This is a genomic window from Mycobacterium sp. IS-3022, assembly GCF_001500065.1.
In the GTDB taxonomy this organism is placed as follows: Bacteria; Actinomycetota; Actinomycetes; order Mycobacteriales; family Mycobacteriaceae; genus Mycobacterium.
In genome coordinates this window covers 57258-71259 of sequence record NZ_LQIN01000008.1, presented here as the reverse complement: position 1 = coordinate 71259, position 14002 = coordinate 57258, and the positions used below count along the sequence as shown (strand labels likewise).

Sequence of the window (14002 nt, the reverse complement as noted above, 5' to 3'; positions counted from 1 at the left end):
ATGAGGGTGCAGGCCGACCGTGACGTGTGTATCCAGGCGGGCAACTGCGTGATGTCGGCCGACGCCGTGTTCGACCAGGACGACGACGGAATCGTGGTGGTGCTGGTGGATGAGGTGCCCGACGACGAACTCGACCACGCCCGCGAGGCCGTGAAGCTCTGCCCCTCACAGGCTTTGCGGTTGATCGACTAATCGTCGTGGTCGAGGCCGAGCACGCCGGCGCGTACCAGCAGCAGCACGCTGACCACCAGCACCCAGACGGGGAAGGCCAGCACCAGCCACATGCTGACGTCCGCCGCGACGAGGAGCACCAGCGCCGTCACATACGTGACGGCGACCAGCCAGTGCGGCATCAGGTTGGTCCGCAGCCAGATCGTGGCCAGCGAGATCATGAACACCGCCGCCATCCGCAATCCGTATGTGGTGCTGAGAACTTCGAGCGTCGCGATACCGAAGTCCGCCACCTGATCGCGAGACGTGACGTCGGCCTGGTCGGCCCTGCTGGCGACCAGCCCGGCGCCCACCGCCGACGTCGCGAACGTCATCGCCAGAAACAACAGGCCGCTGCCGATGAACACCGTCGAGAAGAACTTGTCCTCGTAGCGCCCGAACCCGTCGCGGATCACGCCGATGAACCACAGGAACGCGATGCCCGCGAACGGCGTCAAAATCGCCGACAGCCGTAGCTGGCCGCTGGCCCCGGCAATCCACTGCGACCCCGGCTCGGCGCCTGCGGGCACCGCGGTGCGGACCAACACCAGCGCGGTGCCGAACAGCAGCGCGAACAACACGCCGGCCAGCGCCGCCGCCCGCGGGGTCGTCAGCCGTCGCAGATGCCGATCGGCAGGATGGGTCGCCACGCCGTCATGCTGTCACCTCTGCGATCGAAACTTCGGACAGATCGCGAATGTGCGCCGGATCGAGATCTGTGCGCAGTCTCGGCGCAAGGGTCTACGGCTGGCCGGCGAGCAGCTGGATCATCAACCCGTTCGCCTCGGCGAGCAGGTTGTCTTCGGGATCCCGCAACTCGGCGTTGACGAAGGCCTTGCGACCGTCGGCCTCACGCAGCCAGCCGCGCGCCGACAGCTCCGTGTCGATCGGCGTCACCTTGCGGTAATCGACATGCAGGAAACCGGTGCGGCTGATCGGGCGCCCGACGGCGTGGATCACCATGCCGAACACCGAATCGAACAGCAACGGCAGCACTCCACCGTGCACGGCGTTGTTGCCGCCGACGTGGTACCGGCTGAACTCGACCTTCAGCTGCACCCCGTCCGGCTCGAGCTTCACATCCCGGTACGGCGGCATCAGCAGGCTGCCCGCACCCGGAAGCGACGGCACGCGGTTGGCCGGGCCGACGCCCTCGGCCGCTTCGAACGGGTTGAGCAGCGAGACCAGCGCCTCGGCCTGATCGGCGGCCTCGTCCCAGGTGTCGCTGTCGGGATCGGCGGACACGGCGAGGTCCTGCGCCCGGCGCATCGCCGCGAGGAACCGGCCGAAGCCCGGACCGGGTTGGGCGCGTTGAAAGTTCGGGAAGCCGCCGTGTTTGTCGTAGTCGGGGTCGACGAGGTGGGGATCGTCGGTCACGGGCGCGCCAGGATGTCGCGGCGCACGATGGTCTGGTCCCGGCCGGGCCCGACGCCGATGCACGAGACATGCGCTCCGGCAAGCTCTTCCACCCGAAGCACGTAGTCGCGCGCCTTGGCGGGCAGGTCCTCGAATTCGCGGGCGCCGGAGATGTCCTCCCACCAGCCGGGCAGTTCCTCGTAGATCGGTTCGGCGTGGGCGATGTCCGACTGGGTCATGGGCATGTCGTCGAGACGCTGGCCGCGCACGCGATATCCGACGCAGACGGGCACGGTCTCGAGGCTGGAGAGCACGTCGAGCTTGGTGAGGAAGTAGTCGGTGATGCCGTTGACCCGGGTGGCATACCGGGCGATCACCGCGTCGAACCATCCGCAGCGGCGCCGCCTGCCGGTGGTCACGCCGAATTCGCCGCCGGTCTTGGACAGGTACTCACCGTTGGCGTCGAACAGTTCGGTCGGGAACGGGCCCGAGCCGACCCGCGTCGTGTAGGCCTTGAGGATGCCGAGCACCGTGGTGATCCGCGTCGGTCCGATACCGGACCCCACCGCGGCGCCACCCGCCGTCGGATTCGACGACGTCACAAAGGGATACGTGCCGTGGTCGACGTCGAGCAAGGTGCCCTGGGAGCCCTCCAGCAGCACCGTCTCGCCCTTTTCCAGCGCCGTGTTGAGCAGGTAGCGGGTGTCGGCGATGCGGTGTTTGAAGCCCTCGGCCTGGTCGAGCAGGTTGTCGACCACCTCCGCGGCGTCGAGCGCCTTGCGGTTGTAGATCTTGACCAGCACCTGGTTCTTGAATTCCAATGCGGCGTCGATCTTTTCGGCCAGCAGGACGGGGTCGAGCACGTCGGCCATCCGGATCCCGATCCGGGCGATCTTGTCCTGGTAGCAGGGGCCGATACCGCGGCCGGTGGTGCCGATCTTCTTGCTGCCGGCGTAGCGCTCCACGACCTTGTCGATCGCGACGTGATACGGCATCAGCAGGTGCGCGTCCGCCGAGATCAGTAGCCGCTCGGTGTCGACGCCGCGATCGACCAGCCCCTGCAGCTCGGTGAGCAACACACCGGGATCGACCACCACACCGTTGCCGATGACGTTGGTGACGCCGGGCGTGAGGATCCCCGACGGGATCAGGTGCAACGCGAAGTTCTCCCCCGTCGGCAGGACGACGGTGTGGCCGGCGTTGTTGCCGCCCTGGTACCGCACGACCCACTGGACGCGCCCACCGAGTAGATCGGTGGCTTTTCCTTTGCCCTCGTCGCCCCATTGCGCGCCGATGAGCACGATTGCCGGCATGGCTTGGTCTCCCGCTTAATCTGCATCCACGCTCAGTTGCATGGACACTGTGCAGCCGGTGAGCTACCTTATCCCAGCCGTATGCGAGGAGCCGCGTTGAACGCCACTGACGTCGTGGTGTTGCTGTTCGGCGGCCGGCGACCACCTCGCGCGCTGCGGGCTCTGCCCGTCGCCGAGGACCCCGACGCGCCCTGCCGACGCCTGATCGTGGTCGGCGCCGACGCCGACCTGGCGGCGGTGCTGACCCGGCTGCTGCGCACCGACCGGCTCGGTGTCGAGGTGGCGCACGTGCGGCGCCCGTGGCATGCGCGACGGGCCCTGCGCGGCAGCGCGACCCGGATTCCGCTCATCCGCGACGACGCCGGCGCGGTGATCGTCGGCGCCGCCGAGTGGCGGGGCGAACCCGCCGGACACCCACTGCACGGCGAGGCCGTCGTCGACGACACCGTGCTGTTCGACGGCACGGTGCCCGCGGTGCGCATCGAGCCGACGGCGACCATGCCCGGCCTGCGCGCGACCGTCGTCGGCGCCGGCCCGCGGCGCTGGGTCGCCGGCCGCGCCGCCCAGCTCGGCACCAGCGGCGCCCGCGTCGTCCGGGACGGTGCGCCTGCGGCCCGTCCGGTCAAGCGTTCGACGTTCTACCGGCACACCGAAGGGTGGCTGCGGGTCCGATAGCCAGTCACCGAGGCTGCGGGTTGCTCAACGACTCGCGAGACCGACGTAATGGCGGAATCCACCCGCATTTTTCCGCCATTACGTCGGTTTCGGCGAAACGGTAGGTTTCGTGAGGTGACCGTCCATCCGCTGCATCAGTCGGTGCGGCCGAGCCCGATCTTCCTGGCGATCGTCGCGACAACGGTGGTCGGCGGCGTGCTGGCGTGGCTGGCAGCGGACACTGTCGAACCGCTCGCCTACGTCGGCGTGTTCGTCTTCGTCATCGCCGGCTGGGTGGTGACGCTGTGCCTGCACGAGTTCGCGCACGCATACACCGCCTGGAAGTTCGGTGACCACGACGTCCCGGTCCGGGGCTATCTGACGTTGAACCCGCTGAAGTACTCGAATCCGCTGCTGTCGATCGGGCTTCCGGTGCTGATCATCGCGATCGGCGGAATCGGGCTGCCCGGCGGGGCGGTTTGGGTGCGCACGTCGTTCATGACCAAGCGCCAGAAGTCTCTGGTGAGCCTCGCAGGCCCCGGCACCAACCTGGTGTTCGCGGTGCTGCTGTTGACCCTGACCGCGCTGCTGCGCGACTCAGAGCGTTCGGTGTTCTGGGCCGGTGTGGCCTTCCTCGGGTTCCTTCAGGTGACGGCCTTCGTGCTCAACATGCTGCCGATCCCCGGCCTGGACGGCTACGGCGCGCTGGAGCCTCACCTGAGCCCCGACACGCAGCGGGCGCTGCAACCCGCAAAGCAGTGGGGGTTCTTCATCCTGCTGCTCCTGCTGCTGGCGCCGGGGCTCAACCAATGGTTCTGGGACATCGTGCTGTGGTTCTTCGACATCTCCGACGTGCCGCGCCAACTGGTCGGGGCAGGCAATTCGTTGACAAGGTTCTGGTCAGCCTGGTTCTGATCGCCACTTGCGACATATGCGAAGTTTTGCATAGATTGCTGGCATGGGTGCCGGCCACGATCACAGTCAGCGTGACACCCGCGTCAGCCGGATGGTCATCGCCGCGGCGATCCTGACCGGGTTCTTCGCGCTCGAGCTGGTCACCGCGCTGCTGATCAATTCCATCGCGCTGCTGGCCGACGCGGGCCACATGCTCACGGACCTGGTGGCGATGTTCATGGGCCTGACCGCGGTGCTGCTCGCCCGCCACGGCAGCGCCTCGCCCGCCCGCACGTACGGCTGGCATCGCGCCGAGGTCTTCACGGCCGTGGCCAACGCGGTGCTGTTGCTGGGGATGGCCGTGTTCATCCTCTCCGAGGCATTCGAGCGGCTCGGCGACGCGCCGGAGGTGCCCGGCGTGCCGATGATCGTCGTCGCGTTGGCGGGTCTGGTGGCCAACGCGGTCGTCGTACTGCTCTTGCGGGCGCATTCGGAGAACAGCCTGGCCGTCCGCGGCGCCTACATGGAGGTCGTCGCCGACACCGTCGGCAGCGTCGGCGTGCTGATCGCCGGCATCGTGACGGTCACGACGGGCTGGCCGTACGCCGACGTCGTGGTCGCCGTGTTCGTGGCGCTGTGGGTGCTGCCGCGGGCGATCTCGCTGGCGCGCGCGGCGGTGCGCATCCTGTCGGAGTCGTCGCCCACCCACATCGACGTCGAGGAGCTACGCACCGCGTTGTGCGCCGTCGAGGGCGTGACCGAAGTGCACGACCTGCACGTGTGGACGTTGGTGCCGGGTAAGGACATGGTCACCGCGCACCTGACCAGCGACCGGGACTCGGCGTCGGTGCTCGACGACGCGCGCGCGGTGCTCACCGCGCGTGGGCTGGACCATTCGACGGTTCAGGTGGAACCGCCCGACGGCGGCACCGACTGCCGGTGTGAAGCGGAGTAGTCAGGCAAGCCCGAGTTCGGCCCGCGCCGACGGGTCGCAGTCGTCGAGCAGATCGAGGCAGCGCTGGTTCTCGTCGGTCTCACCGATCGCGTCGGCCGCGCGCGCCAGCGCGGCCACACAGCGCAGGAAGCCGCGGTTGGGCTCGTGACGGAAGGGCACGGGACCAAAACCCTTCCACCCGTTGCGCCGCAACTGATCCAGCCCGCGGTGGTAGCCGGTGCGTGCGTAGGCATACGCGGTGACGGCCCTGTCGTCGGCCAGCGCCTCCTCGGCCAGCGTCGCCCACGCGACCGAGGCCGACGGATGTGCGGCCGCCACGATCGCCGGCTTCTCGCCCGCGGCGAGTTCGGCCTCGGCGTCGCTGTCGCCCGGCAGCAGCACCGGATCCGGCCCCAGGAGATCACCCATCCGTGTCATGGCCCCATTGTGCCGTGCACGTGAACGGTCCCGATGGGCGCACGGGTCCCAGCGACGGGCCGGACCAGTGACTAAGCTTCCCGCCGTAGCGTCGTAAGGGAGGACCGCAGCAGGCATGTCGAACCCACCAGGGCCTGACCAGCCGGAAGACGTCTCGGCCGAGCCGGACGCCTCGGACGTTGACGCCTCCGAGAACCCCGAAGCGCCCGAGCCCGCGGATTCGCCGGGCGACGAGGGAACCGTCGGCGACGCCCCGGAGCCAGCATCGGAGGCAGAGGCCCCACACGATCCGGAACCGGCGACCGAGGCGATCGAGCAGCACGGTGATCACGAACCCGCGACCGAGGTCATGGCGGCCGCCGGACCGCAGACAGCGGAGGCGCCGCACATCCAGGAGGGTGAGCGCCGATTCACCGCGCCGTCGGGTTTCGACGCGGGCACCACGCAGCGGATCGACACGCCGGCCGATCCGGCCACCGAAGTTTTCGCCTCCCCTTCCGAAACTGCCGGACAGCAGAAACCCGTTGCGCCGCAAGTCATTCCCCCGCGCGGCGAAGCGCCCAAGCCACCGGCGCAGCGCCGCAGCTGGGGTTGGGTGGTGGCCGTGGTGCTGGTCATCGCCGCGCTGGTCGCGATCGCGGTGCTCGGCACCGTGCTGCTGACCCGGGACTCGCAACCCAAGGTGTCGCAGGAGGAGATGGTCCGCGCCGCCATCGAGGAGTTCGACACGGCGATCCAGAACGGCGACCTGGCGACGCTGCGCGGTATCACCTGCGGAAGCAAGCGCGACAGCTACGTCAAGTACGACGACAAGACCTGGGCGGAGATCCACGAGCGGGTGGCCGCGGCCAAGCAGTATCCGGTGGTCGCCAGCATCGACCAGGTGGTGATCAACGGCGATCACGCCGAGGCGAATGTCACCGCGTTCATGGCCTACGCTCCGCAGACCCGGTCCACCCGCAGCTTCGACCTGGAGTTCCGCGACGACCAGTGGAAGATCTGCCAGGCGCCCCAATAGGCGGCTTCGGCGCTACCGATCGCCGATCACTGGTTTGCGGTGACCGAACGGCCGGCGCTGTGCAGATCACGGCACGCCTCGATGACGCGTTCGGTCATCGACGCCTCCGCCTTCTTCAGATAGCTGCGCGGGTCGTAAGCCTTCTTGTCGCCGACTTCCCCGTCGATCTTCAGCACGCCGTCGTAGTTGGTGAACATGTGCGCCGCGACGGGCCGGGTGAACGCGTACTGGGTGTCGGTGTCGACGTTCATCTTCACCACTCCATACCGGAGCGAATCCTCGATCTCGGACTTCAGCGAACCCGAACCGCCGTGGAAGACGAAGTCGAAAGGCTTTGCGTCCGAGGGCAACCCGAGTTTGGCGGCGGCGACCCGCTGTCCCTCTGCCAGCACCTCGGGCCGCAGTTTGACGTTGCCGGGCTTGTACACGCCGTGCACGTTGCCGAACGTCGCCGCCAACAGGTACCTGCCGTGTTCGCCCGCACCGAGCACCTCGACGGTCTTCTCGAAATCCTCTGCAGTGGTGTAGAGCTTGTCGTTGATCTCGTGCGCCACGCCGTCTTCCTCACCGCCGACCACGCCGATCTCGATCTCCAGGATGATCTTCGCCGCGGCGGCCTCCTTGAGCAGTTCGCGGGCGATCTCGAGGTTTTCGTCGATCGGCACCGCTGACCCGTCCCACATATGCGACTGGAACAGCGGCTGCCCGCCCTCGGAGACGCGTTGCTGTGAGATCGCCAGCAGCGGGCGTACATAGGTGTCGAGCTTGTCCTTCGGACAGTGGTCGGTGTGCAGCGCCACGGTGATCGGATACTTCGCGGCGACGACGTGGGCGAACTCGGCCAGCGCGACCGCACCGGTGACCATGTCCTTGACACCCAGACCGGACGCGAATTCGGCTCCGCCGGTGGAGAACTGGATGATGCCGTCACTGCCGGCGTCGGCGAAGCCCTTGATCGCGGCGTTGACGGACTCCGACGACGTGCAGTTGATGGCCGGAAATGCGAACCCGTGCTCCTTGGCCCGGCCGAGCATCTCCGCGTACACCTCGGGCGTTGCGATGGCCATGAGCGGTCCTCTCGGCGGTTTCGGTGATTATCCCACCGGGGAGGCCGACCGGTATCTTGGGGCACTGTGACCATCTCGGCCCTCGCGGCGACCGACCAGCTGGCGCTGATGCCGGACTTCCTCGACCCGATGACGCTGCTCGGCTACTTCGGCACGTGGGCGCTGGTCGGGCTGCTGGTGGTCATCTTCGTCGAGTCGGGGGTGCTGTTCCCGATCCTGCCCGGCGACTCGCTGCTGTTCGTGGCGGGCATGCTGGCCGCCGGCACGGCCGCGTTGGCCGAAGGCGGCGGCGAGGTAATCAACTTCCAGCTGTGGCAGCTGCTGGTGTTCATCCCGATCGCCGCCATCCTGGGCGGCCAGGTCGGCTACTGGATCGGCCGCAACGTCGGCACCGCGATGTTCAAGCCGGATGCGCGGTTCCTGAAGCAGAAGTACCTCGACGAAGCGCACGTGTTCTTCGAACAGCGCGGCCCGTTCGCGATCGTCATCGCCCGGTTCGTGCCGATCGTGCGCACGCTCGCACCGCTGACCGCCGGCGCTGCCCGGATGAACTACGGGGCCTTCACGCTGTTCAACGTGATCGGCGCCGTCGTCTGGGGGGTCGGGCTGACGCTGTTGGGCTACTGGCTCGGCCGGTTCGAGATCATCCAGAAGCTGCTCGAGCCGATCGTCATCGCGATCGTGGTGGTCTCCGTGCTGCCGATGTTCATCGAGTGGTTCAAGCGGCGCCGGGCCGCCAAGCGGGCCGGGATCGCGGCGCCGCCGATCGACTCCGGCGAGCAGCCGGGCTAACGGCCGACTCGGCCGCTCTCGAGCGCGCGGATCAGGCTGGCGGCGTCGAACGGGCCCCTGTGCCGCTTGCCGTTGACGAAGAACGTCGGCGTCGAGTTCAGGTCCATCAGTTCCGCGTCCTGCGCGTCGTCCTGGACGTGGTGCAGCACCTTCGACGGGTGCGCGCGTACGTCCTGGTCGAACCGCTCGATGTCGCAGCCCGCCGCCACCGCGTAGCGGTACATGTCCGACCACTCCAGGTCGTCCTGGTGGCCGAACAGCTCCCGGGCCATCTCCCAGAATCTGCCTTGCGCCGCGGCCGCCTCGCTCGCCCGCGCGGCGTCGAACGCGCGTGGGTGTGCACGTTCCAGCGGCAGATGACGCCATACATAGCGCAGTTCGGCGCCGAAGTGGTCGCGCACTTCGTCGATCGCGCCGGTGGCCCGGCTGCAGAACGGGCACTCGAAGTCGCCGTACTCCACGAGCGTCAGCGGGGCGTCGGGATCGCCCTTGATGTGGTCACGGTCCGGGTCGATCGGGCGCAGCAGATTCAGCCCGACCGGGTCCGGCGGACTGAGCCAGTCGGTGATGCGGAAGATCGCCCATCCGAGCAGGAAGGCGACCACCGAGGCGATCAGCACCCCGATGATCGCCTGTTCCTGGCGCCCCGGGTCGTCGATCGCGATGTCGACGATGAATAGCGAGATCGTGAAACCGATTCCCGACAGCGCGGCGCCACCGGCGATCCGGCGCAACGTCAGTCCCGGCGCCAGTTCGCCGACACCGCTGCGCCGCATCACCCACGTCGAGGTGGTGATGCCGACGAACTTGCCGACCACCAGACCGACGACGATGCCCCACGTCAGCGGCGAACGCAGGGCCGCCGTCACGCCGGCCGCATCGAGCACCACCCCGGCGTTGACCAACGCGAACAGCGGCAGCACCACGAACGACACATACGGCCGCACGCCGGTCTGCAGGCGTTCGTTGATCGAGATCGAATCCCGCAGACCGCGGGTCACCTCGCGGGCGTAACGCGAGTTCGGCGACTGCCGGAACGCACGGATGCGCGCGACGGCCTCCTCTACCTGGCTGCGCTCCGGCGAGAACACCGGAATCAGCAGCGCCACGGCGACGCCCGCCAGCGTCGGGTGCACACCGGCCATGAACAGCCCGATCCACAGCGCGACGCCGAGCGCGGCGTAGGCGGGACCGCGCGCCGCCGGCAGGAACTGCACCAGCGCGAGCGCCACGATGATTGCGAGCGAGACCGCAAGCGGCGCAACGCTGATGCGGTCGGAGTAGAACAGCGCGATCACGCCGAGCGCGCCGACGTCGTCGACGACGGCCAGGGTCAGCAGGAAGATCCGCAACCGTGCCGGGAACTTCGGTTTGATGACCGCCAGCGCGCCGATCAGAAACGCGGTGTCGGTGGATATCACCACACCCCACGCCTCGGCGTTCTCGCCGGACGGATTGAACATCAGGAAGATCGCGGCGGGCACCGCCAGTCCGGCGATGGCCGCCACCACCGGCACCGCCGCCCTCGCCCGGTCGGTCAGCTCACCGATTGCGAATTCGTGCTTCACCTCGAGCCCGACGATGAAGAAGAAGAACGCCATCAGCCCGTCGTTGACCAGATGTTTGACGGTCAGCTCGAAGCGGTGCTCGGCGAAGGTGAACCCGACGTGGGTGTCGAGAAGCGCCCAATAACCATGCGCCCACGGGGAATTCGCCCAAACGAGCGCGGCGATCGTGAAGAGCAGCAGCAGGGCGGCCGCGGTGTTCTCTTCGGTTTTTACCGCCTTGGCGTCGCGGCTGAACCGTGTCGGCAGCAGGCGGACGATCCGCGGAACCGAGCGCGAGGCGCTCACTCCTCGGTCACTGCGTGGGCGGCTTCCATCAGCATCCATCCCGACAGCTGCACCGACAGATCGCGCTCGGGCACCTCGGAGGCGTTGACCGCACCCTCGACGAACTGCGCCTGACCGCCTGCGGCCGTGGGGATTTCGGCGGTGCGCTCCCAGAACGCGCTGAACAGGGGCAGCCCGTCGACGGTCTGTCGGTTCTGCCACGCCGCCTCGGCCGAGCGCAACACCAGTGAGCGGGCGGTGTCGCGGGCCGCGCCGTCGTCGTCGCCGCCCTGCGGCAGCATGGTCGCAACCAGGGCGAGATAGCGCGCCAGGATGCCGTTGAACAGGCCGCCGTCGCCGCCACCGGCGCCCTTGATGACACCGTCGGGCGCCATGTTCTCTGCGACCGCCGTGACCAGCCGGTGCACCCGCCGGGCGTGGTCGGGGTCATCGGTGCGCGCGGCCAGTTCGGTTTCCAGGCCCAGCACCACGCCCTGGCAGTACGTGTACTGGGCCCGCACCAGCGAGCCGCCCTTGATCCCGTCGAATACCAGGTGGGTGTCCGGGTCGATCAGGGTCTCGTCGATCCAGTCCGACATCTGCTGGGCGCGGCGCAACCGGTCGTCGTAGCGGGCCAGGAAGATCGCCGCAGGACCGTTGGCCGGGGCGTTGAAGAACTGGTCCTGCTTGCGCCACGGGATGCCGCCGCCGTCCTCGGGCACCCAGGCGTTGACGAACTGATCGGCCAGTTTCTCGAGCGCCTTCGGTCGCTGCACCCCCGCCAGCCTGGCTGCGCGTTCGAGCGCCAGCGCCAGCCACGCCATGTCGTCGTAGTAGTCGTTGGTCCACCGAAGGTTGTTGCGCAACCGGTGCGTGCGGATCTGACGGACGATCATCTTCTGCCGCTCGGGTCGCGGGTCGCGCACTTGCGCGTCGACGAGGTTGTCCAGCAGATGCGCCTGCCACCAGTAGTGCCACGTGCCGAACAGTCGGTGCTGCCGCGCCGCGGGCCAGGCGACCACGCCCAGTTGTGTGCCGGGCAAGCCCCACAGCCGTTTGAGGTGTCGCTTGGCGATCGCGGCCTCAGCGCTGGCTGCGCGGTTGGCCCAGAGCTGATCCATGGTGTCGATCCTGCCCTACCAGGCCGCCGAAAGGTCCCCGTGTTGAGTGATCCAGGTGTGCATCGCGATACCGGCGGCGACGCCGGCGTTGATGCTGCGGGTCGAGCCGAACTGGGCGATGGACACGGTCAGCGCGGCGCCGGCCCTCGCCTCGTCGGTGATGCCGGGCCCCTCCTGGCCGAAGATCAGCAGGCAGTCCCGCGGCAGCGAGGTGGTCTCGAGGCGCGCGGCGCCCGGGATGTTGTCGACGGCGACGACGGTGAGCCCGGCATCTGCGGCGAACGCGAGCAGTGCGGCGGTGGTGTCGTGGTGGCGCAGTCGCTGATAGCGATCGGTCACCATCGCGCCGCGACGGTTCCAGCGCCGCCTGCCGACGATGTGCACGGTGTGGACGGCGAACGCGTTGGCGGTGCGCACCACCGCGCCGATGTTGGCGTCGTTGCCGAAGTTCTCGATCGCAATGTGCAGCGGGTGCCTGCGGGTATCGATGTCGGCGATGATCGCCTCCCGCGTCCAATACCGGTATGCGTCAACGACATTGCGGGTGTCGCCGTCGCGCAGCAGCACGGGGTCATAGCGCGGGTCGGTAGGCGGCGGACCGGGCCACGGACCGACGCCCGGGCCCTCACCCCACTCCGTTGGTCCCGGAGCCGCGGCGGCGGCGACATCCTGCCCCGGCGGCTCAGGCATCCTCGGTCCACAGCGCGGCATGCGTGCCGACCAGCGAAACCGTCGCATACAGCAGGGCGTTGTTGATCTCCCCCTGGGTGCACAGCGACGCACGAACCTGGACCGCGTCACGGGAGGCGTCGGGCAGCACCAGCACCGAACCGCCGTAGACGTCGCACGCGTGGTCGAGTCCGGGCGGGGGCAGCGTCGGCGACACCAACACCATCGCGGGCCCACCACGCTGCTCTGAGACGTCGCGGTACTGCTCGGCCAGGCCACTGATTTCGAGGCCGATCAACATGTAGCCGTTGCCGGTGAACGCGTTCGGGTCGCCCAGCGCCGTCGCGTCGAGCATGGCGCCGTCGGCGCGGAACGCGTCGAGGCTCGTGGTCTTGAGCGACAGCCCGGTGTCATTGTCCCTGACCGCGGGCAACCCGACGGGGAACGCCACCGGGTGCGCGATGGTGGTGCCCGGTACCCGGTCGCTCGGCGAGTAGGCGTACACGCCTCGCACCTGCGCCTGGTCGCGCGCCGGCCCGATGCACACCGTGCCGGTGAGGCGGTCCGGCGTCGGAGCCGAAAGTGGTTGCACCTCAAGGTTGGTCACGTCGCGGCACGCTCCGATCGCGTTGGCCTCGATCGGGTGTGCGAGGGCCCCGTAGAGGCCGAACCGGATGTCTTCGGGCTTGGTGTGCGCGCCGCCGGGTTCCGACGGTGACGCGTCGACGTCGAACAGGACGTAGTCGCCGTCGAAACGCAGGTTCGACACCGACATGTTCCAGCCCAGCGTCGCAAGCGATTCGCCGATGGTCGCAGTCTGCGCGGCGTAGGGTCGCGCCAACCGATCGTCAGTGGAACACGAACAGGCCGCGACGACGACGATCGCTGCCAGCGCTGCGGTCAGGGCACGCACGTGAGGCAAGCTCTACGTCCTGCTGCGGCCACGGCCAACGACTTTCGTCATCGCTCGCACCAGGTTTCGCGGCACGAGCCGCCCGCCGACGGTCAATGCCTTGTACTGCAGGCCGGGCACGATGACCACCTTGCCCTTGGCCACGCCCGCCATCGTCTCGCCCACCACGTCGTCGACTTCGAGCCAGAACCACGACGGCGTGCCGTCCATGTCGATGCCGGCCCGCTGGTGGAACTCGGTGCGGACGAACCCCGGGCACAGCGCGTGCACGCCGACGCCGGTGCCGCCCAGGCCGTTGGCCAGGCCCTCGGAGAACGCGATCACCCACGCCTTGGACGCCGAATACGTCGACCCCCGGCCGGGCAGCAGGCCGGCGACGCTGGCGACGTTGATCACCGTGCCCCGGTGCGCGGCCAGCATCGGCGGCAACGCGGCGTGCGTCAGCTCCATGACGGCGGTGACGTTGACGTCCAACTGCGACTGCAGCAGCGCGAGGTCGGCGGTCCAGAACTCGCCGGAGGTGCCGAACCCCGCGTTGTTGACCAACACCTGCACGCCGGCGGCCAGCCGGTCGGCGACCTTGGCCCGGTCGGCGGACTCGGCGAGGTCGGCGGTGAGCACCTCGACGTCCGCGCCGGTTTCGCCGCGCAGTTCGGCGGCCAGGCGTTCGAGTCGCGCTCCGTCGCGGGCGACGAGGACCAGGTCGTGACCGTCGCGGGCGTACCTGCGGGCGAAACCCGCGCCGATGCCGGACGTCGGCCCGGTGATCAGTGCGACGGGGCGAGACATGC

16 protein-coding genes are annotated in these 14002 nt (G+C 68.7%); 6 read left to right on the top strand and 10 right to left on the bottom strand.

The genetic code is table 11. The features are described 5' to 3' along the window. Positions 1-192, top strand: a complete 192-nt coding sequence (locus tag AU188_RS07985) for a ferredoxin (protein WP_059099305.1) — start codon at positions 1-3, stop codon at positions 190-192. Here AU188_RS07985 and AU188_RS07980 read toward each other — a convergent pair. The 3 genes from AU188_RS07980 to AU188_RS07970 all read right to left on the bottom strand — a co-directional run bounded on the left by AU188_RS07980 (position 189) and on the right by AU188_RS07970 (position 2879). Further along, positions 189-860, bottom strand: coding sequence for a hypothetical protein (locus AU188_RS07980; protein WP_082686541.1), 672 nt, complete (start codon positions 858-860; stop codon positions 189-191). The genes AU188_RS07985 and AU188_RS07980 overlap by 4 nt on opposite strands. 91 nt (positions 861-951) lie before the next feature. Next, positions 952-1587 (bottom strand): PaaI family thioesterase, encoded by a 636-nt coding sequence (locus AU188_RS07975; RefSeq protein WP_059163197.1) that lies wholly within the window; start codon positions 1585-1587, stop codon positions 952-954. Beyond that, positions 1584-2879: an adenylosuccinate synthase gene (locus tag AU188_RS07970; RefSeq protein WP_059163196.1), complete on the bottom strand. Its 1296-nt coding sequence runs from the start codon at positions 2877-2879 to the stop codon at positions 1584-1586. The genes AU188_RS07975 and AU188_RS07970 overlap by 4 nt, the downstream gene beginning before the upstream one ends. Before the next feature lie 96 nt (positions 2880-2975). On the opposite strand from AU188_RS07970, the gene AU188_RS07965 reads away from it, so the two are divergent. From AU188_RS07965 to AU188_RS07955, 3 genes are all read left to right on the top strand, one after another. Then, positions 2976-3554, top strand: a complete 579-nt coding sequence (locus AU188_RS07965; RefSeq protein ID WP_059163239.1) for a hypothetical protein — start codon at positions 2976-2978, stop codon at positions 3552-3554. A 114-nt stretch (positions 3555-3668) separates the two neighbouring features. Further along, positions 3669-4448: a site-2 protease family protein gene (locus tag AU188_RS07960; protein WP_059163195.1), complete on the top strand. Its 780-nt coding sequence runs from the start codon at positions 3669-3671 to the stop codon at positions 4446-4448. 43 nt (positions 4449-4491) lie between these two features. Continuing rightward, on the top strand, positions 4492-5382 hold the full coding sequence (locus AU188_RS07955; protein ID WP_059163194.1) for a cation diffusion facilitator family transporter: 891 nt from the start codon (positions 4492-4494) through the stop codon (positions 5380-5382). Here AU188_RS07955 and AU188_RS07950 read toward each other — a convergent pair whose 3' ends face one another. Further along, a complete protein-coding gene (locus AU188_RS07950) occupies positions 5383-5799 on the bottom strand; it encodes a DUF3151 domain-containing protein (RefSeq protein WP_059163193.1) in 417 nt (138 codons plus the stop codon). Between the two features lie 115 nt (positions 5800-5914). Here AU188_RS07950 and AU188_RS07945 point away from each other — a divergent pair, with 115 nt between their 5' ends. Further along, a complete protein-coding gene (locus AU188_RS07945) occupies positions 5915-6817 on the top strand; it encodes an Rv0361 family membrane protein (protein WP_059163192.1) in 903 nt (300 codons plus the stop codon). A gap of 26 nt (positions 6818-6843) precedes the next feature. Here the strand turns inward: AU188_RS07945 and fbaA are convergent, their stop codons facing one another. Continuing rightward, on the bottom strand, positions 6844-7884 hold the full coding sequence (gene fbaA, locus AU188_RS07940; protein ID WP_059163191.1) for a class II fructose-bisphosphate aldolase: 1041 nt from the start codon (positions 7882-7884) through the stop codon (positions 6844-6846). A 108-nt stretch (positions 7885-7992) separates the two neighbouring features. On the opposite strand from fbaA, the gene AU188_RS07935 reads away from it, so the two are divergent. After that, complete coding sequence (locus AU188_RS07935; protein ID WP_059163238.1) at positions 7993-8676, top strand: DedA family protein; 684 nt, start codon at positions 7993-7995, stop codon at positions 8674-8676. Here AU188_RS07935 and nhaA read toward each other — a convergent pair. From nhaA to AU188_RS07910, 5 genes are read right to left on the bottom strand one after another with little or no spacing between them, the layout of a single operon-like run. Next, complete coding sequence (gene nhaA, locus AU188_RS07930; protein WP_059163190.1) at positions 8673-10568, bottom strand: Na+/H+ antiporter NhaA; 1896 nt, start codon at positions 10566-10568, stop codon at positions 8673-8675. The two genes, AU188_RS07935 and nhaA, sit on opposite strands and share 4 nt — an antisense overlap. Next, on the bottom strand, positions 10526-11629 hold the full coding sequence (locus AU188_RS07925; protein WP_059163237.1) for a glycoside hydrolase family 76 protein: 1104 nt from the start codon (positions 11627-11629) through the stop codon (positions 10526-10528). Before AU188_RS07925 ends, nhaA begins: the two co-directional genes overlap by 43 nt. Before the next feature lie 15 nt (positions 11630-11644). Then, a complete protein-coding gene (locus tag AU188_RS07920; protein ID WP_059163189.1) occupies positions 11645-12319 on the bottom strand; it encodes a TrmH family RNA methyltransferase in 675 nt (224 codons plus the stop codon). Continuing rightward, positions 12312-13211, bottom strand: coding sequence for a hypothetical protein (locus AU188_RS07915; RefSeq protein WP_059163188.1), 900 nt, complete (start codon positions 13209-13211; stop codon positions 12312-12314). The genes AU188_RS07920 and AU188_RS07915 overlap by 8 nt, the downstream gene beginning before the upstream one ends. Before the next feature lie 12 nt (positions 13212-13223). Further along, positions 13224-14000, bottom strand: coding sequence for an SDR family NAD(P)-dependent oxidoreductase (locus AU188_RS07910; RefSeq protein WP_059163187.1), 777 nt, complete (start codon positions 13998-14000; stop codon positions 13224-13226). Positions 14001-14002: the final 2 nt, after the last annotated feature.